The sequence below is a fragment of the Deltaproteobacteria bacterium genome (genome assembly GCA_016930875.1).
Classification (GTDB): Bacteria; Desulfobacterota; Desulfobacteria; order Desulfobacterales.
The window spans coordinates 16,422-35,004 of the sequence record JAFGFW010000086.1; the positions used below are offsets into that span (position 1 = coordinate 16,422).

Annotated in this window: 19 protein-coding genes and 1 pseudogene; 16 read left to right on the forward strand and 4 right to left on the reverse strand. The window is 52.0% G+C overall.

The features are described 5' to 3' along the window. Nucleotides 1–160 precede the first annotated feature (160 nt). From JW883_08270 to JW883_08320, 11 genes and pseudogenes are all read left to right on the forward strand, one after another. Nucleotides 161–1,483 carry an isochorismate synthase gene (locus JW883_08270; GenBank protein ID MBN1842259.1) on the forward strand — a complete coding sequence of 441 codons (1,323 nt, stop codon included), beginning with the start codon at nucleotides 161–163 and terminating at the stop codon, nucleotides 1,481–1,483. Continuing rightward, entirely contained in the window at nucleotides 1,480–3,240 is a 1,761-nt protein-coding gene (locus tag JW883_08275; protein ID MBN1842260.1) for a 2-succinyl-5-enolpyruvyl-6-hydroxy-3-cyclohexene-1-carboxylic-acid synthase, read from the forward strand. Before JW883_08270 ends, JW883_08275 begins: the two co-directional genes overlap by 4 nt. 5 nt (nucleotides 3,241–3,245) lie before the next feature. Then, nucleotides 3,246–4,049 (forward strand): 2-succinyl-6-hydroxy-2,4-cyclohexadiene-1-carboxylate synthase, encoded by an 804-nt coding sequence (menH, locus tag JW883_08280; GenBank protein MBN1842261.1) that lies wholly within the window; start codon nucleotides 3,246–3,248, stop codon nucleotides 4,047–4,049. Between the two features lie 9 nt (nucleotides 4,050–4,058). After that, nucleotides 4,059–4,880 (forward strand): 1,4-dihydroxy-2-naphthoyl-CoA synthase, encoded by an 822-nt coding sequence (gene menB, locus JW883_08285; GenBank protein MBN1842262.1) that lies wholly within the window; start codon nucleotides 4,059–4,061, stop codon nucleotides 4,878–4,880. Nucleotides 4,881–4,955: 75 nt separating this feature from the next. Next, nucleotides 4,956–6,056, forward strand: a complete 1,101-nt coding sequence (gene menC / locus JW883_08290; protein ID MBN1842263.1) for an o-succinylbenzoate synthase — start codon at nucleotides 4,956–4,958, stop codon at nucleotides 6,054–6,056. After that, nucleotides 6,049–7,503 carry an o-succinylbenzoate--CoA ligase gene (gene menE / locus JW883_08295; GenBank protein MBN1842264.1) on the forward strand — a complete coding sequence of 485 codons (1,455 nt, stop codon included), beginning with the start codon at nucleotides 6,049–6,051 and terminating at the stop codon, nucleotides 7,501–7,503. The genes menC and menE overlap by 8 nt, the downstream gene beginning before the upstream one ends. 516 nt (nucleotides 7,504–8,019) lie before the next feature. Continuing rightward, nucleotides 8,020–8,331 (forward strand): annotated as a pseudogene (locus JW883_08300) (hypothetical protein). A 284-nt stretch (nucleotides 8,332–8,615) separates the two neighbouring features. After that, nucleotides 8,616–8,996: a pyridoxamine 5'-phosphate oxidase family protein gene (locus JW883_08305; protein ID MBN1842265.1), complete on the forward strand. Its 381-nt coding sequence runs from the start codon at nucleotides 8,616–8,618 to the stop codon at nucleotides 8,994–8,996. 60 nt (nucleotides 8,997–9,056) lie between these two features. Next, a complete protein-coding gene (locus tag JW883_08310) occupies nucleotides 9,057–9,479 on the forward strand; it encodes a DUF1499 domain-containing protein (protein MBN1842266.1) in 423 nt (140 codons plus the stop codon). 21 nt (nucleotides 9,480–9,500) lie between these two features. Continuing rightward, on the forward strand, nucleotides 9,501–9,716 hold the full coding sequence (locus JW883_08315; GenBank protein MBN1842267.1) for a hypothetical protein: 216 nt from the start codon (nucleotides 9,501–9,503) through the stop codon (nucleotides 9,714–9,716). Nucleotides 9,717–9,763: 47 nt separating this feature from the next. Then, nucleotides 9,764–10,540: a dioxygenase gene (locus tag JW883_08320; protein ID MBN1842268.1), complete on the forward strand. Its 777-nt coding sequence runs from the start codon at nucleotides 9,764–9,766 to the stop codon at nucleotides 10,538–10,540. 50 nt (nucleotides 10,541–10,590) lie between these two features. On the opposite strand, the gene JW883_08325 is transcribed toward JW883_08320, so the two are convergent. Further along, on the reverse strand, nucleotides 10,591–10,962 hold the full coding sequence (locus JW883_08325; GenBank protein MBN1842269.1) for an SRPBCC family protein: 372 nt from the start codon (nucleotides 10,960–10,962) through the stop codon (nucleotides 10,591–10,593). Nucleotides 10,963–11,030: 68 nt separating this feature from the next. Then, a complete protein-coding gene (gene phrB / locus JW883_08330; GenBank protein MBN1842270.1) occupies nucleotides 11,031–12,404 on the reverse strand; it encodes a deoxyribodipyrimidine photo-lyase in 1,374 nt (457 codons plus the stop codon). A 137-nt stretch (nucleotides 12,405–12,541) separates the two neighbouring features. Here phrB and JW883_08335 point away from each other — a divergent pair, with 137 nt between their 5' ends. The 4 genes from JW883_08335 to JW883_08350 all read left to right on the forward strand — a co-directional run bounded on the left by JW883_08335 (nucleotide 12,542) and on the right by JW883_08350 (nucleotide 15,226). Further along, a complete protein-coding gene (locus tag JW883_08335; GenBank protein ID MBN1842271.1) occupies nucleotides 12,542–12,874 on the forward strand; it encodes a hypothetical protein in 333 nt (110 codons plus the stop codon). Between the two features lie 293 nt (nucleotides 12,875–13,167). Next, nucleotides 13,168–13,644, forward strand: a complete 477-nt coding sequence (locus tag JW883_08340; GenBank protein MBN1842272.1) for a tryptophan-rich sensory protein — start codon at nucleotides 13,168–13,170, stop codon at nucleotides 13,642–13,644. Nucleotides 13,645–13,798: 154 nt separating this feature from the next. Further along, complete coding sequence (locus tag JW883_08345; GenBank protein ID MBN1842273.1) at nucleotides 13,799–14,776, forward strand: NAD(P)H-binding protein; 978 nt, start codon at nucleotides 13,799–13,801, stop codon at nucleotides 14,774–14,776. Between the two features lie 57 nt (nucleotides 14,777–14,833). Continuing rightward, a complete protein-coding gene (locus JW883_08350) occupies nucleotides 14,834–15,226 on the forward strand; it encodes an MBL fold metallo-hydrolase (GenBank protein MBN1842274.1) in 393 nt (130 codons plus the stop codon). On the opposite strand, the gene JW883_08355 is transcribed toward JW883_08350, so the two are convergent. Both JW883_08355 and JW883_08360 read right to left on the reverse strand, forming a co-directional pair. After that, nucleotides 15,196–16,407, reverse strand: a complete 1,212-nt coding sequence (locus tag JW883_08355) for a methyltransferase domain-containing protein (protein MBN1842275.1) — start codon at nucleotides 16,405–16,407, stop codon at nucleotides 15,196–15,198. The genes JW883_08350 and JW883_08355 overlap by 31 nt on opposite strands. 459 nt (nucleotides 16,408–16,866) lie before the next feature. Next, nucleotides 16,867–17,304, reverse strand: a complete 438-nt coding sequence (locus tag JW883_08360; protein MBN1842276.1) for a pyridoxamine 5'-phosphate oxidase family protein — start codon at nucleotides 17,302–17,304, stop codon at nucleotides 16,867–16,869. Between the two features lie 96 nt (nucleotides 17,305–17,400). Here JW883_08360 and JW883_08365 point away from each other — a divergent pair, with 96 nt between their 5' ends. Next, nucleotides 17,401–18,351, forward strand: coding sequence for a DUF523 and DUF1722 domain-containing protein (locus JW883_08365; GenBank protein MBN1842277.1), 951 nt, complete (start codon nucleotides 17,401–17,403; stop codon nucleotides 18,349–18,351). The last annotated feature ends 232 nt before the right edge of the window (nucleotides 18,352–18,583 follow it).

Genomic DNA, 18,583 nt, shown 5'->3' on the forward strand with positions numbered 1-18,583 from the left:
CACAAGCGGCTTAATCTTATGCTGAGCTGACCAAAAAGGAAATTTTTGTTAATTATCAGTTGGTTCAAATCTAAGGCTGGTTTCCCGAGTGCTCGCGGCAATGTGTACAACCCTTAAACAGATTAGCATATATGAAGCAGACCGTATCAAAGAGGCGATCATGGCCCAACTGATCCGAAATCTGCGGGAGGCTAAATGGCACAGCCGCCAGCCGGTCATCCTCCGTGCCGAGGTCCGCGTTGAGGGTCTGGACGCTTTGTCCTGGCTCTGTGCTCAACGTCCCGGCTCCAGGGGCTACTGGTCGGACCGGGAAAATCATTTCGAACTTGCCGGTGTTGGCGGAGCCGATGTCATTACCGGCGATTCGGGCGTGGATTATCGTGTGCTCATGGGCATGCTCCATGATCGCATTGCGAGAGCGCGGGGAAGTGTGCGTTATTTAGGTGGGTTGCGGTTTTCGATGGACGGCCCCAAAGAAGAGGGATGGGCCGCCTTCAAGGCCTACCGGTTTATCCTCCCCCGTTTCGAAGTGGTCACCCTTAATAGCACGACGACCTTTGCCTGCAATATGCTGGCAAGCGAAAAGCTAAAAACCATAGAGGCAGAACTCTCAGCGCTGGCGTTTTCGGAAACAGGCCCGGATATCAAGCTGCAGGCGCCAGTGGCAAGGCATGACCACCCTGATCAAGAAGGATGGCTTGCCAACGTGGAGGCCTCCTTGGACTCGTTTGAGCAGGACAAATACGAAAAGGTGGTCTTGGCTCGCAAAGCAACGTTCGAGTTTAACGAACCCCTAAATGCAGCGCTTCTTTTACGCTCCCTCAAGGAAAACACGTCGCAGTGCTTTTGTTTCTGCTTCCAGCCCACTTCCGCTGCGGCTTTCGTCGGAGCCTCGCCTGAGAGACTTTATCGGCGAGACAGAAATTTGATCCGGACAGAGGCTATTGCAGGCAGCAGGCCCCGCGGGCTATCTCCTGAGGAAGATCAAGCCTTTTCGCACGAACTGAGCGGAAGCGAGAAAGATCTGCGCGAACATCGGTATGTTGAACGAGATATTCGCAAAACTCTCGCACGCTTTTGTAGTGTACTCAACTCAGATAAAAATCCTTCAGTTCTGAAATTATCGCGATGCCAGCATTTGGTTACGATCTTCAGGGGCAAACTGCGTCAGGGCGTGAAAGATGCGGACCTCCTGGAAACCCTTCATCCGACTCCTGCTGTGGGCGGCTGGCCCACGGCCCGGGCTCTAAAGGAGATTGCCTCTCTGGAGCCTTTTGATCGTGGTTGGTATGCCGGGCCTATAGGTTGGATCGGCAAAGATGCCGCCCAATTCGTGGTCGGGATTCGTTCCGGGCTCATTGAAGGCGCCCGGCTACACCTATTCTCCGGCGCAGGTATTGTTGAAGGATCGACTCCGGAAGATGAGTGGGAGGAAATCGAAAACAAAATAAGTGACTTTGTTGCTGTGCTAACCCTCGCATGAAATTGCCTGCACCCAATATGAATAGCCTCTGGGCCCGCCTGCTCGTTGAGGAGCTCATCCGGAGCGGCACAGACTACTTCTGTCTTGCACCCGGATCACGTTGCACGCCTCTAACCGTAGCCGTGGCTGAGAACCCCAAGGCGAAAAGCGTGATTCACTATGACGAACGCGGCTCGGCCTTCCACGCCTTGGGATATGCACGCGCTACGGGACGGCCGGCCGTTGTGGTGACCACTTCCGGAACAGCGGTTGCCAATGCGTGGCCGGCGGTTGTGGAGGCGGCTATGGAACGAATTCCGTTACTATTACTTACCGCCGACCGCCCCCCGGAACTGCGCGACAGTGCTGCCAATCAGACCATCGACCAGGTAAAGATCTTTGGAGAGTATGCCCGCTGGTTTACAGATCTGCCCTGTCCAAGTCTGCGAGTGCCCCCGGAAGCCGTTCTTACGACTGTGGATCAAGCGGTCTATCGCTCCTGTGGCGCTACAGGAGGACCGGTACACATGAACTGTATGTTTCGTGAGCCGCTGGCGCCCGAACCGCAGGGCGAAAATTTCAACGACTACCTTCTTTCGGTGAAGTCCTGGCTTACCGCTGGGCGGCCATACACCGAATACGCAAGACAGAAACGTGCAGCCGACACCGCCATCCTTGAAAAGCTTCTGGAACTTTTGGACCGGACAGAGCGGGGAATCGCGGTCGTAGGGAGGCTTAGCACTCAGCAAGACCGCACGGCCGTTTCTGATCTTATCCAAAAACTGGGATGGCCTGTCTGTGTAGACGTAACCTCGGGTTTACGATTAGGGGATGCTTCAGGAAATGTCATCCATCATTCTGATCTCCTGGTAAGTCACGATGCTTTCGCAAGGACGCATCGTCCTGAACTCGTATTGCATCTCGGGGGACGCATGGTTTCAAAAAAGCTGGCGGCCTTTCTGAGTGAAAGTAATCCTTCCGATTATGTATTGATTACGGACCACCCTGAACGCCAGGATCCAGGCCATGAAGTAACCTTTCGGGTCGAAGCAGACCTTGGTCTATTTTGTCTTGCCTTGGCGGAAAAGGTTGGTGATCGAAAAGAGTCTCCATGGTTGGTTTCGTGGCGCGAGAGCATGGACGCAGTGCACGAAGTCCTCCGGCAATTTGCGCGCAATGGTGACGACCTGAACGAACCGGTCCTGGCTCACCTCATTTCCCGGAACATATCGCCGAACCACGGGCTCTTCCTTGCCAGTAGTATGCCTGTCCGCCATATGGATCTCTTTGCCGATAGGAGAAGCGCTGCTGTTTATGTTGGAGCCAACCGCGGAGCAAGCGGCGTGGACGGCACCATGGCCACAGCCGCAGGTTTTGCTGCCGGGCTTAAGCGCCCGGTCACGCTGTTGATTGGCGACCTTGCTTTTCTCCACGACCTGAACTCGTTGAACTATCTTTCTAACGCCAAATATCCGGTTATCGCGATAGTTGTTAACAACAACGGAGGGGGTATTTTTTCATTCCTGCCCATTGCGCGTTTTGATCAGTTTTTCGAAAAGTACTTTGTCACACCCCATGACCTGACCTTTGAACAGGCGGCCGGCATGTATGGTCTCGTCTACTATCATCCTAAGACCAGGCAGGAGTTTCTGAGTTGCTACCAGCAGGCCCTGGACAGCGAAAAATCAATCATCTTGGAAGTGACGACCGATCGAAGGGAAAACCATGACCTGCATATGAAACTGGCAAGAGACATGCAGGCTGCATTGGAAAACTAGCCGCCATGGCGTTAGCGCCTCTTCTCAAATACGCATCGCATGGAGACCCCTCAGCCCCGCCGGTAGTGTTTCTTCATGGGTTCATGGGGAGCGCATGCGACTGGGGCGAGGTCATCGAACGCTTGAGCGGGACGTACTACTGTATAGCCGTGGATTTACCGGGCCACGGCAAGAGCCTTGATATAGCCGACGATGATGCCTACACCGTGCCCGGAGCAGCGACCTGCGTTGTGCGGACCATGGAGCATCTGCACCTGATCCCGGCGGCAGTGGTGGGATACTCCATGGGAGGGCGCCTGGCTCTCTACCTGGCAACTCATTTCAAGCTGGTTTGTTCGAAGCTCATTGTGGAGTCGGCAACGGCAGGGATTCAGGGGAAAGCTGATCGCCTGACTCGGCAGCATGCAGACGAGAAAAGAGCCCGTGATTTGGAACAAGGCGGGTTTGAAGAGTTTCTCCAGATATGGTATCGTCAACCGATTTTTGCCACCCTGGCTGAGGACCCTGATAAGCTTGTGAAAATTATCCAACAACGGCGTCTCAATGACCCGACGGAACTTGCAAGAGTCCTTCGAGGCATGGGTACGGGGACACAGGCGCCCCTTTGGAGTCATCTGCCCGATCTGACCATACCCGTTCTGCTTATGGCAGGGCAACGGGACAGCAATTACGTTAACATCGCAGGAGCCATGGCAAGACTGTTAGGCCATGCTGTAGTCGAGATTGTCTCCGGGGCGGGTCACAATGTGCATGTGGAGAACTGTCTTGCAGTGGCAGAGCGTATCAAACATTTTTTGCTCAAGGAGTAAGGGATTACTATGGCGCCGATTGAATGGAAGAGGTCCGGAGAATTCTCGGACATCAGATATGAGAAGTCTGAAGGGGTTGCCAAGATCACGATCAACAGGCCTGATATGCGGAACGCGTTCCGGCCTTTGACCGTCAGGGAGATGTCGCAGGCCTTGAACGATGCCCGCGATGATAAAGAGATTGGTGTTGTTATTTTGACAGGTCAGGGTGACAAGGCCTTCTGCTCAGGAGGAGATCAGACGTTGCGCCGTGACGCAGGCTATGCTGATCACGACGGCATTGAACGCCTGAATGTCTTGGACCTTCAGCGACAGATCCGCACCTGTCCAAAGCCGATCATTGCAATGGTGGCCGGTTATGCGATTGGGGGAGGCCATGTTCTCCACTTGATGTGCGATCTTACGATTGCATCAGACAACGCGGTCTTCGGCCAGACCGGCCCTAAAGTGGGATCCTTCGACGGTGGGTACGGCTCCGCTTATTTGGCACGTGTTGTGGGCCAGAAAAAGGCCCGCGAGATCTGGTTTCTTTGTCGTAAGTATTCAGCCCAGGAGGCGCTGGAGATGGGGCTGGTAAATGTCGTGGTACCTCTGGAAAAACTGGAAGAAGAAACCATCAAGTGGTGCCGTGAGATTCTAGCGAATTCCCCGTTGGCGATCCGGTGCCTTAAGGCCGCACTCAATGCGGACTGTGACGGCCAAGCAGGCCTTCAGGAACTGGCTGGCAATGCAACCCTGTTGTTCTATATGACCGAGGAAGCGCAGGAAGGACGTAATGCTTTTGTCGAAAAACGCAAACCGGATTTTTCCAAATTTCCACGCCGGCCTTAGGGTTCGTGAAGAAATAACTTGGCAGAATCGGCGCTCAGATTTGTCTGATCTGATTGAGCAAAAGCAGTGGCTCTTGTGAAAATTTCAGCATTCAAGATCTCAAAGTTCAGCCTTCTTCTCCGAGAACCCTTGATTATTGGCCGACACCATCTGACGCACAGAACCGGATTCATCATAGAGCTTGGTGCGGACAACGGGCACGTCGCCTTAGGTGAGATCTCGCCGTTGCCGGGCTTAAGTCGAGAAGATATGACAGAGGCAGAGAGCCAAATAGCCTGCTTACGATCTTGGGTCATAGGGCATGATTTGCCAGACGGTCTCCAAGAGCTGTCAGGAGGTTTTGAGACCTGGCTCAAAGGGTACGATCTGGCGCCGTCAGTGAGATTCGGGTTCGAGGCGGCAGTTCTGAATCTTGTGGCCGGCATGGGCGGTGTCCCCTTGCGTAAGATGATATCCGACTCACCCCGCGATTGGATTTCCATAAACTGTCTCTTGACCGGTCCCCCTGACAAAATCATGGAAAAAACAGTAAAACTCCTCAAAAAGGGTTACTTGGCATTCAAGCTCAAGGTGGGTCGCAATCCCATACGGGAAGACATAGAGATCACCCGAGACGTGAGGCGACTCATTGGTGATGACGCCACCCTACGGCTGGATGCCAACCGGGCCTGGGACATGAGTCATGCCCTTGCTTTTGCCGAGGCGCTGGCTGGTGTAAGGATTGATTATATTGAAGAGCCCGTCAAAACGTTTGCCCTCTTGAAACAGCTCATGGATGAGACGGTATCCCTGCCCCTTGCTCTAGACGAGAGTCTGCTGGAACTGGCGCCAGAGGACCTCCCGTCCCTATCGGGAATAAACGCCATCGTCCTGAAGCCGACTTTGTTGGGTGTTGAAAAAGCAATCCGCTTTGCCCGGTCGGCCGCTGCCCTTGGCATGACGCCCGTCATAAGTTCCGGCTTTGAGTCTGGCGTGGGGTTAGGGATCCTTGCGCAGATAGCTGCTTCCGTAAACAGGCGCGACGTGCCTGCGGGACTCGACACCCTGGACTGGTTTGACCAGGACTTGCTGGTCGCTTCTCCCAAGATCGAAAAAGGAAGGTTGCAAATTGCCAAACCGCCGGATCCTGGAAAAGGCCTGAGACACGACCTGCTTCAGGCGATTTGTGATGACTGATATACAATGCCCCCTCAATGCTGCCGCCAGGGAATATGGCAACCTCCCGGCCATCATTTCCGGGGACAGGGTCATCTCATACGGCGAATATGAGCAAATGGTTGCCTCCGTAGCTCTATGGCTGACAGAAAGGGGCCTGACGCGGGGACAGCGCATTGCCATTGTTTCCCATAGCCGTTGGGAGTATCTGATATTGTTGCACGCCATCTTTAGGCTGGGTGGCGTAGCCTGTCCAGTAAGCCCTAGATTGCCCGAGAAGACTATCCTGTCCGTCCTTAAAAAAATCGACTGCACTACCGTTGTGGATTCTCTCAATCGGCTATCTCCTGGAACGTCCGGTGAGATCCGAAGAATCAGTCTGGACACAATATTTGAAAACGGGAAGTTCCATGCAGACGAAACATGTGATAGCGTCGCTGTCGATCTTAAACGCCATGCCACCATCATTCTTACTTCCGGAAGTTCCGCTTTGCCCAAGGCTGCAGTCCATTGCTTTGGCAATCATTACTACAGCGCCCTTGGTTCGAATCGGAATATCGACGTGCAGCCTGGTGACCGCTGGCTCCTGTCCCTTCCCCTCTACCATGTGGGCGGCTTGGGCATCGTGTTTCGCATGTTACTAGGCAGGGGCACAGTTGTGATACCCGAAGTTCAGGAGAACATCGGTGAGTCCATGGAAAAATACGGCATTACGCACCTGTCCGTTGTCTCCACGCAACTCTATCGTTTGTTGAAAGAGGGCCTGGATCTGCCAACAATAAGACGGCTAAAGGCCGTTCTTGTGGGGGGCGGCACTGTCCCTTCCTCCCTGATTACCAGGGCCCACGAGGCTGGACTGCCCATCTGCACCACCTACGGATTGACAGAAATGGCTTCCCAGGTGACCACAACGGCTCCGAAGGACCACAGGGAACGTCTGTCCAGTTCTGGAAAAGTTTTGGACTATCGAAACGTGAAAATTGATGCGGGAGAAATTCTCGTCAAAGGGAAAACCTTTTTCACAGGTTATGCGGAGGCAGGAAAGATGTTCCTTCCTGTTGACGATGAGGGCTGGTTCCGAACCGGTGATCTCGGGCGCCTCGACGCTGACGGCTACCTGACGTTTCTGGGAAGACGAGATAATATGTTTATCTCCGGTGGTGAGAATATTTGCCCTGAAGAAATTGAAAGCCTCTTATGTCTTTTACCTCACATCTCACAGGCCCTGGTTGTCCCTGTCGAAGACAGAGAATTCGGTTTCCGTCCCCTGGCTTTTATCAAAACGCAAGAAGGTAAAACAGTAGACCAAAGAAAAGTCGTTTCACATCTGGAACATTATCTTCCCAGATTCAAAACCCCCGTGGCATTTTACCGATGGCCTGAGAAAGCAGACAAAGACGGACTCAAGCCGAACCGGCGTTATCTCACGAAACTGGCCCGGGAGCTGAAAAGACGAGGAGTCAGCTAGCCCCAAGGAGTACAGGTAGTAGATGTGAAAATGATATCATATGGTTTCTTTCCTCAAAGAGACCGCTGATGTTGAATCTTGAAGTGGGGTTTGCGTTGCTGGTAGTCGAGATAATGGGAAGTACGTTTTAAGAATTTTCCCCTTCCTGATTGCTTTTCTCGGGTCAGCCAACCCTCGCTATGGGCCTGAGGTCAAGAAAAGTTTGACCTCAGACTATACTCGCTATTCCACAAAAACACCAAGAACCCAAGGGGCGCCGCTCAGGAGCAGGCATTTAAAAAGTGCTGTCCCCGGCTTCCTCAATTACTGTTCTTTTAGGGTTAAAATACAGTGTTCACCCCATTTACTTGTGCCTCCATGAATACCACAGTGCTTCCCATAAAAATGGATTTCAACGAAATCGAAGGGGGGTGACAAGACTAGGATTTTGCTGATCAACAAAGGCTTTTAAATCCTGTGAAGGGCCTGAAAAAACAGCCAATTCACAACCAACCAAATTCTAAAAGGAGGGGAAAAATGGACGTTCAAGATTATTGCAAAGCTATGGACATGGAGCTTACAGCTTGAAAGGCCAAGATGTATGATGTCACGCGCAGGTTGGACCAATTGGGAAGCGCTGAAAAAGAAAAGATTTTACCCAACGTTGAGGACATGCACATGCTCGTGGTGCAGATGGATGATAGAATTTCGCAACTCACCAGAGAGTGCCCTTCGGAGTGGAGCCCCGTTAAGAAGGAGATAGACGACGCCCATATTGATATGAGGTCGAAGTTTGAGGAGACCATGTCATTTATTGGCAAGGCAGCGCCCGTCTCCATCCCCGGCTAAGAATGCCGGGGACACCTATTTCAACCTTGACGAAACTGAGTTCAAAAAAGAGGTGACACTGATGAAAATAAAGAAAGTAGAGAAGGTGGCAAAAGGCCTTTGTAAGTGTAAGAACTCTTGCTGAATCTGTTTTTGGTTTCACCGACAGGGTCGGCAGCTGCAGCTGTCGGCCTTGTTCTTCTTTGCGAGGCAAGTTTCCTAACAAGCGCTTCCAGCCGGGGCCAATTTCTGTGTAGAGGCCTTGCTTCGGAATGACTTTTTTCTCTTTTTGGCGAGGTGCACAAATGGATCTCAAGAATTACTTCGAAAATACGGAGGGCATCGGCGTGCTGGCCTCTGCGGACGCTGAGGGTAGGGTGGACGCTGCTATATATTCAAGGCCTCACGTCATGGATTCGGATACGGTGGCATTCATTATGCGGGATCGTCTGACCCATCACAACCTACAGTCCAATCCCCATTCGGCCTACCTTTTTATGGAAGCGGGAGAAAAGCATGTTGGCAAGCGACTATTCCTAACCAAAATTCGCGAAGAGCAGAACACCGAGCTGGCCTATAAACTTCGGAGGAGGAAATACTCGGAGGACAAGCAAGAACCGCTCTTCCTGGCCTTCTTCCGTATTGATAAGATCCTGCCGCTGATTGGTCCCCGAGAGGATGACTAGGGGGCAGTCATTTTGGCGGCGTTTCAGAGATTATTCTTTGTGTTACTGGTGGTGTCCCTTATGTTGTCAAACTGCTCAGGAACTAAACCAGAAGATTTGGGGTGCACTGAAGGCAGACTATCGCCTTGTCCAGACTCACCGAATTGCGTCTCTTCACAGAGTTCAGACAAATCCCATTACGTAAAGCCTCTCACCTACAGGGGCACTTTGACAGAGGCGAGGAAGGCTATTCTGTCGGTGATTGGTGAATGGCCTAACAGTGAGATGGTCAAGGTGACGGGTCATTATGTCCATGCCAAGTTCACCTCCAGATTCTTTCGATTTGTGGATGACGTTGAGTTTTATATTGATGATGAGCTCAGAATCATCCATGTCAGATCATCATCGCGCGTGGGCCATTTTGATTTTGGGGTAAACAGAAGAAGAATTGAGCGAATTCGAGTCAAGTTTGCCGTACTGACAACCTCAGAAAGCGCTTTATGAACACCAACGGCGTTTAGGCTATTGAAATTTGCAAACGATATGGCCCTCAGGTTGATGCATGAGTTGCGAAATCCTCTGGTATCCATTGGTGGCTTTTCCAAAAAAATCGCCACCGGGCACTATGCGGACGACAGATTGGCCGAATACACAGGAATCATATTCAAGGAGGCCAAGAGACTCGATATGGCGCTCAGTGAGTTGCTTGTGCAACTGGAGGCTGCCGCCCATAAGGCATAGCATGGTTTTTGCTCCCTGCTGAAGCCTTTCTGAAAGAAGAAAGTTTCATGACTCCAAGCGTTTTTGTCTCCCATGGCATGCCTGCCATTGTCGTGCAGCCGGGACCAACGCACCATTTCTTTCGGGCTCTTGGACAGACCCTTGATCGCCCTAAGGCCGTCGTCTGTGTCTCCGCCCATTGGGAAGCTGTGCGTCCCATGTTGACAGCCACGGCCATGCCCGAGACGATACATGATTTCTCCGGGCCCCAGACCCTCTTCGAAAAGGATTATCCAGCGCCTGGCGACCCGGACCTCGTCCAAGAAGCACTAAAATTGTTGAGCCATGCGGGGATTGATGCCGGCACCGATCCCTCCCGAGGCCTTGACCATGGGGCCTGGGTTCCCCTCATGTTGATGTATCCAGAAGCCACAATCCCAGTGGTGCAGCTTTCGATTCAGACGGAGTTGAATGCGAAGCATCATGTTGCTTTGGGCAGTGCGTTGCGGCCTCTGAGAGGAGATGGCGTTTTGATCCTCGGAAGCGGTGGTGCAACCCACAACCTCCCAGAGATTCATAAGTACGGTTCTGATTCTCCGGCGACAGACTACGCTTTGGCATTCGATACGTGGCTGCAAGAGGCCATAACTCAAGGCCGGGAGGAGGCCCTTCTCAACTACAAAGAAGAGGGACCATCTGCGTCAAGGAATCACCCGTATCCTGCCGAACACTTTATGCCCCTCTTTGTTCCTTTAGGGGCGGCAGGCCCGGGGGCAAGAGGTCGTTTGCTCCACAAGGCATTTATGTATGGCGTCTTGTCCATGGCCGCTTATATCTGGGATTGACCATCCCTTCAATAGGGCCGTCAAGCTATTTTCTTCGCTCGTCTCGGCCTTCACTGGCTCTTCAAAATTCGTGTGATTCGATGAAGGGCAATACGACACACGATGACATAGGATGCAGCGAAGATAGGCACCTGGAAGACAAGCCGGCAGACGCCCTTGTCCACCCGATCCACACGGTGTCCCGTTGCAGGAAACCCAAAGACATGCCAGGACCAGTATCGGCCGTCATCCATTTCAGTGATGGCAAAAGGCGCCCACAACCCCAGGGCACTTCGGACTCGGCCTTTTGAGCCCAATTGGATATAGCGCTCTGAACACTCCACAGCAAGGACGGAGGGGCCCCATTCCACCCAGCGGGAAGTGTCTGTGAGCAAATTCCAAAGGGTCGCGCAGGAGGCATTGATTATGCCACTCGTCTCAATATATGGAAATCTAAACGTCATGATTTCAGGTCAACCCCAAAGAGGCTCACCCATACAGCCAGCATGGACTATTCGAAGCTCCCCTTGGAAAGGGAATCAACCTGCCTAACGTAAGCTTCAATATTGAACTTGCGTCGTAAGCCGGCCGCGTTCATAAATCTGACTTTCCCAAAGACCGGCCTTTCTTTCCATGCCCGGTCGTGTTTGCCAAAACACCAAGCCACGCCAGCAAAGCCATTGGGATCTCTGCCATCTAACTCATACTTGTTGTTGAGATAAAGGGCGATGCGGTAGCCTTCCTCTAGGGTCTTGCTCCACTCCAGGATCTTCTTACCCCAATACATGCGCATGTAATTGTGCATCTTGCCGGTGGCGACCATTTCCTGCTGTGCAGCGTTCCAGTACGGATCATGGGTCCGTGCCGTCTCCCATTCCTCTAAATGGTAAACGTATTCTCGCAGATCCTTTTGGTGGACCTTTAACGTATCCTTTGCCCATTCAGGGAGTGCTTCAAAGGTGTCATAGTGGGCGTTGTAGTGGACGAAGTTCATGCTGAGTTCTCGACGAACCACCAATTCTTCCAGGTAGGCGTCTTTGGCCTTCTTGGACTTGCCTCGCGCCTGATGGACTTTCAAAGCAATATGAAGGGGAGAGATCTGCCCGAAGTGCAGATAAGGGCTCATGTGGGAACCGAGATTGAGACTCGGATCGCTCCGTCGCTCAGCATAGTCTTTAAGCTTATTTGCGATGAATGCCTCTAGGAGTTGTTCCCCGTGAGAGGCGCCGCCTCGGAAGGAATCCACAGGAGTCACCGTAACGTCAATTTTCAGGCGTGTGATGATCCCCTTCACGTCACCCAAATTCACACTTTGACACTTGAATCCCAGGGAATCTCTTTTGATGGGCATCTCTTTCAATGGCACCAAGTAACGCGAGAGATACCTTTCAATTTTTGGGCGTAAGATCCCGGCACTGTAAGCTTCCTTGTCTGATGCAACCTCCACGGGCACTACGACATCGCTTTCCACTTGGAGGACAAGGCATGAGACCTTTTCCGACACATGCCGGCGCCATTGCTTCTGAATTCGGAGATATCCTCGGTCGGTTACCACCAGGGAGGCCTCTCTGGCCAGTTGTATGGCAGCGAGCTCAGGAGACTCAAGCTTTACAACGAATTGAATGCCTTGCTTCATCAAAACATCGCGGACTTCTCTCAGGCCCTCTAACATGAACGTGTAGTGGCGGGCATTGGCCTCGGGAAAGCGGTTGGTAATCCCAAAGAGGACCAACAGGGGTTCATGTCTTTCGTTTGCCTGTTGAATAGCGAATGCCAATGCATGATTCCACGTTGCCCGCTGTGAGGCCTGCATCCAGTACAGAACGTATTTTCCCCTTTGAACGGGGCGGTCATTCAAGGCTTGAATCCGTTCAGGTTGAATCATGCCAGTATCCTTATCCCAGCCCTGCCGGCCCACTATCCTATGAAGGAATGACCGCCGTCTTCGTTTCAGCCCGTGATCACAGTTCTCAGCAGCTACCTTAAAGCCGACAGCCTGGATTGAATGATTGCTCCTTATCAATGAGAGCTGAGAGCGGGTTGGATGTCAAGAGAGAACGGACACGAGTCGGTTTCATGGACATCTCGCCTCCTTTTCATATGGTTCACGGTACAGAGGTTTTGGTTTTCCTTGAAAACTCCATTATAAAGGGTATGCTGAAAGTGCCAAGAAAAAAGCCCCTCTTAGCCTCTGAAGAGGCTCAAGGGGCCCTATTTTTGAATGAGCTCTGCATAGTCTGTGCCGATGAACCCTGGGATTCGTCGGCGAGAATCTACATGGTCGGTGATCCAAAAAATACCGTATTGGCTCGGGTAAAATACCGCCTTTACCCTATCGACTTCATCTCGAGTTAAGGCTAAAGATAAAGACGGCGAGGGCCGTATCCTAAATAGTGAGTCATATGACCATCAGGAGGAGACTCGACTGGTGGTAAGGCTTTGGTCACGTTGATAAGCCGATCCGATGTCGAACCTCTGAGTGGCACTCAAACAAAGGGGGTGAACCCATGAAGATCAGAAAGGTGGTAAAAGTGTCTCGAGGCTTGTGCAAGTGCAAGAGCTCTTGCTAGTGCCATGATTGGCCATCATACATACAGGGTCGATAGTGGAGATCCTGGGGCCTGTTTTTTCGGTGCAAGGCATTGAATATGCGTCAACGTGATCTGCGGTCCCCTCTTGTTTTGATTGGCTTTCTCGCTCTATCATTCATTGTTGCCTTGTCGGGAATCAGATTTCAGCCGGGTGAATGGTACGAGGGCCTGTTGAAACCGTCCTGGACGCCACCCAACTCGGCTTTTGGCCCAGCCTGGACCATGCTTTATGTCTTGATGGCAACCTCAGCCTGGATGGTATGTAAATCTGCTGGCATTGCAAGGGCCAAGGGGGCGCTTGCGGTGTACTTGTTTCAGCTTCTTCTCAATGCTTCCTGGTCCCTGGTTTTCTTTGGATTGCACCGCATGGGGCTTGGGTTTGTGAATATTGTTTTGCTGTGGTTCGCTATTGCCGCCACAGCCGGACTCTTCTGGCGGCACCACAAGGTGGCAACCATCTTGCTTGTTCCTTATCTGCTTTGGGTCGGATTCGCGGGCGTACTGAATTTCACTATTTGGCGACTCAATGCCTGAGCTGGTCAACTGTCGAGATCTATTGGAGATGGAGGTGTGCCGCCTTAACCGAGAGGGAAGGTTCATATGTCTGAACCCTTAAAAACGCCATCAAGGCAGCCCAAAAACCCATGGAGACATATGATTTGAGTTCGTTACATGGAGACGTGAAGTGATGACTGCATTGCCAACAAACATCCTGCTGACCGGCCCCACTGGATTTATCGGTGGTCGACTGCTGTATGCCCTTGATCAAGAAGGGTTTCGGGTTAGATGCCTCGTTCGCCTGTCGGAAAGGCTGGAAATCAAACGCCCCCTGAAACGGGAGCCAGAAGTGGCCTATGCCGATCTACTCCAACCGGAAACATTGCCGCCGGTCATGGAAGGCATGGACGCTGCCTATTATCTTGTACATTCCATGGGTGGCCGAAGCATACAGGAAACCAAGGCCTTTGCAGAGCGGGATCGAAGGTGTGCCAGGAATTTCCTAAAGGCGGCGGAAGAGGCTGGTTTGAAGCGAATTATCTACCTCGGAGGTCTCGGCGAGACAGGCGACAAACTCTCAAAGCATCTTGCCAGCCGGCAGGAAGTGGCGAACATGCTCCAGTCTGGCCGTGTGGAGACCACGGCACTGCGGGCAGCGGTCATTATCGGGGCGGGCGGTGCGTCCTTCGAACTGCTCCGTTATCTGGCGGAGCGTCTTCCGGTGATGATGTGCCCCCGCTGGGTAAACACCCGGTCTCAGCCGATTGCCGTTGAAAACGTGATTTCATACCTTGTGGGGTGCCTGCGCCAGCCCGCCACCTCGGGTTTGACCCTGGATATCGGAGGACCGGACATTATTTCCTATCGGGAAATGATGTTGATCTATGCGAAGGTGCGCGGATTACACCGGTTCGTTTTTACGGTCCCGGTCTTGACGCCTCGGCTGTCTGCCTACTGGATTAATCTGATAACGCCCGTCCCTGCCGGTATTGTTTTCCCCTTGGTAGAGGGCCTCAAGAACGAGGTCATTTGCAGAGACAATCGTATTCGAGACCTCGTTCCTGTGGACCTCATGAGCATGGAAGAGGCTATCTGCACCTCTCTCACCGAAACAGAAAAAGGGCCTGGTCAACTCCCTTCGAGACAAGCCTGCTTTATCCGCCAGTAAAAGAAACCCCTTTATGACAGTCTTTGCAAACCACCTGTACAAGATCACGCTCGGCCTCTGCAATGCCTATCTGATTCAGGGAGAAGGCGGGGCGTCCTTGTTGACGCCGACCATGTAAACTGCGAGAGAACCTTCATTCGGTATTTAAAAAAACACACCATTGTTCCTGACACCATCAAGCTCATTGTCATCACCCACGTCCATTTTGATCACGTGGGAGGCTTGAAGGACCTCAAGACAAGGTGCCGGTGTCCGGTGGCCGTCCACGCCATGGCAGCGTCGGCGCTGAGTGATGGGGCCGTTTTTTCCCCTCCAGGAACCAACCCAAGGCCTTTGGGGGAAATCCTTGCTGAATCACCCCAGGCACGAAAACCTACGAGTCCTCTTACAACCCCCGTACACACCTCCGGCTGCCCCCGTCAACTGGCGGTTTGTCCCAACACGGCATAGACAGGATCGGCTGTCAAAAGCCCTGGATAATAGCGATCCGTCTCAGGGCGGGGCCACCCTCTAGCTGAATAGGTTTTCAAGTTGTCGTAGCTGCCAGATTCCAGGAAGTATTCTGAGACCAAACCCGTTCGCTCAAACTCGCTCAACTCTTCCCATATTTTGATAGCCTTTGGCGGAAACCAGCGGTTGGAAAAGGTATGGATGAAGAGCCCTTCAGGCCTCAAGATCCTTGCCACATCTCGAAAAACCTCAAAGGGACGCGTCATGTACTCAACAGATACCGTGCAGATCACCGCGTCAAAGCGCCGGTCCTCAAAGGGCAACCGGGGTTCTGTGTTAAGATCATGGACCACGTATTCTGTTAGCTGGGGGTTATCGGCCATTTCTTCGACGTTTAAGCCTAGCCCAACCAGGGATCCAAGGGGAAGCGATTCCGGCACGTGAGATCTCCAGCTACTCATCAGGTCAAGCACATGCATACCTGGTCGCAGATATCTCCCGTACAGGGCCTTGATCATTGCCTGAGCTTGGCTATCAATGTGCGTAATGAGTCGAGGTTTGGCGTAGAAGATCGCGTCCTTGCTTTCATCATTCCTCATAAAAGGGTCATCTGAGAAAAAATCGGTTGGTTTTTCTCCAGAACGTGCCTGCATGCCGGGGCCATTGGTGATGGTCTCAATCCAATCCGTCAGCCTTCCACCGCGCTCATCGTCCTTTTCTCGAACATCCACCACGGTCACCTGGAGCCCAGTGGCCCTGTCGGCCAAGGGATGGTTCAGGTCCACCGAGAGTTTTGATCTGTCAACACCAATGCACCGGAACGGTTCCATGTTGGCATCATAGATATTTGCCAAGCCTTTCAGAAGACCTCTTGGATAGAACCGACCCATCCGGGGTTCAATCCGATGGCCATTGAGTTTTCGCCGTTCAAATTGTTTAGTTGGGATGTCGAAAACTTGCTTTGTAGCGCAAGAGGGCATCATCTCAGCCGGGGAAAACAGAAATTGGAGTCGATCTTTGGGTTGGCTGCCCATCAATTCGTTCGTGACGACCTTCGGGAAAAGATCGCGCCAGAAATTAACATGCTCTGCGCGATAGACCTCCGTGTGGGTTGCTAGATCACTCTTCCAGGTGAGTTCGATCTCCAGCGCTCCCAATGTATGTTCACTGATTCTTGTCATAGTTCTCTCCTTGTTCCCCTATTTTTTTACACTTCGCATTGACATGCCTTGTTGTTTTGAATGCTTACCTGTTCCTCGTAAGAATTTACCTGTGCCGTCTGCCTGCCAGATCCAATGGCAAGTTGCTTTGGAAGGGGACTCCGATGCGCATATCCCCTTTTCTTCATTTCTTGCACAAGGGCTTGGTGACGGAGATAGAGGGCCTTCAGCTTGCCTCGCCACCTTATGGTTTCTGGGTGTTTGGAATAGCCCCTTTTCCTTTGTGTCAATATTGCCCAAATAGCGTGTCATTCCCTGTGCTCACCGAGAAGATGTTGGCGACACAATTTTCCCGGAGAAACATCCCAAATCCGCATGTACCTTTCCTCCCGTTTGTGATTGAAGATCCTGCCAACTCTTTTGGATATCATTTATAAATTAAGACTGAATCAAAAGGAGTCAATCTGGCGGGAACTTTTGTTAAGGCAAGGTTTCAAAGTAGGAATTGGTTAGGCCGTCTAACAGAAGGAAGGAATGAATCCGGATGGAGAACACCTCTGCATCGGGGTGGTCGGCGAAGCCTTCGAGTTGGGCATGTCTGCTCATGAGGGCCTCTCGGATCTGGCGCCTCATGTTGTCGTCTCCGATCTGTTCAAACACGCCGGTCACAGTGAGGGCCTTGGCCTGAGAGCGCCTTGAACCACGATCTTCCTCGCGGGTGTCGATCAAGAGGCTGACCCAGGGATTTTCCCTGAGATTTCTGAATTTCTTTGTGTCTTTGAAGGTCACCATGTAAATCTCCGTGCACGCATCATTAGCCACATAGGCCATAAGAGAGGAATGGGGCCTGTTGTTGGAAACGGTGGCCAAAACGCACATATCTTTTTCTCTCACCAGGATTTTCATCTTATCCAGCATGGTTTTCTCCTTCTTTTCATTGCCCCTTCGAGCCTAACTTGATATATCAACTTACCAAGGATTACCAGTCTCCATTTGCCCTGAGGTGGAATCCCTATGGAGATGAAGATAAGATTGGGCATCAGCGCCTGCCTATTGGGGGAAGAAGTCCGTTACGACGGCGGTCACAAACTCGATCGGTGCCTCACGGACACGCTTGGAAGATACGTGGAATATGTCCCTGTCTGCCCTGAAGTAGAAGCCGGATTTGGAATTCCCCGGGAGGCCATGCACCTAGAGGGAGATCCGAATGCCCCGAGACTCGTGACCAGGCGGACCAAGCGGGACCTCACAGAACCGATGCTCTCATGGGCCAAAAAACGGGTCTTAGAACTCGAGGCTCAAGATCTTTGTGGCTTTATATTTAAAAGCCGGTCTCCTAGCAGTGGTATGGAGCGGATTCCGGTCTTTAACGAAAAGGGGATGCCGGTCAAAAAGGGCGTTGGCCTTTTTGCACGCATTTTTATGGATCATTTTCCCTTGCTGCCTGTGGAAGACGAGGGCCGGCTCCATGATCCAAAACTAAGAGAAAACTTCATCGAATGCATCTTTGTATTTAAAAGATGGCGGGAATCCCTCTCACGAGGGAAGAGCCGGCGAGGCTTGATAGATTTCCACACGAAGCACAAGCTCCTGGTCCTCTCTCACAGCCCGAAGCATTACCAGATGATGGGAAGGCTTGTGGGCCAGGCGAAAGCGTTCGCCTTGGGAGAACTCTATCAAACTTACGAACGCCTGCTCCTGGAGGCCTTGCGACTTAAGACGACCATCAAGAAGAACGCCAATGTGCTCCAGCACATGATGGGCTATTTCAAGAAAGAGCTATCTTCCGATGAAAAACAAGAACTCCTGGAAATGATCGGTCTTTACCGTGAAGCGAGTGTTCCCCTGATCGTTCCCGTCACCCTCATGAACCACTACATTCGTAAGTATGATCAACCCTACCTTAAAGGACAATACTATCTCCGTACTCACCCCATCGAACTTCAGCTGCGAAACCACGCGTAGACCCAAAATCTCCCGATAGCAAAAACGCAAAGTGTGGTTGAGCAACTTCGCCGGCGTGCCCCGTTATGCCCTGGACTCACGGGAGATCATTCTTGATCAATATCTCTTTGGCACTGGGCAACTAAACGCATAGAGACCTTTGCATAACCCCTTCTCACTCGTTCGTATGAGCTTTTTGACCCATCCATGGGCTCGTTCACTAAATCCTAAAAACTCGGCCCAAGGGCCTCAA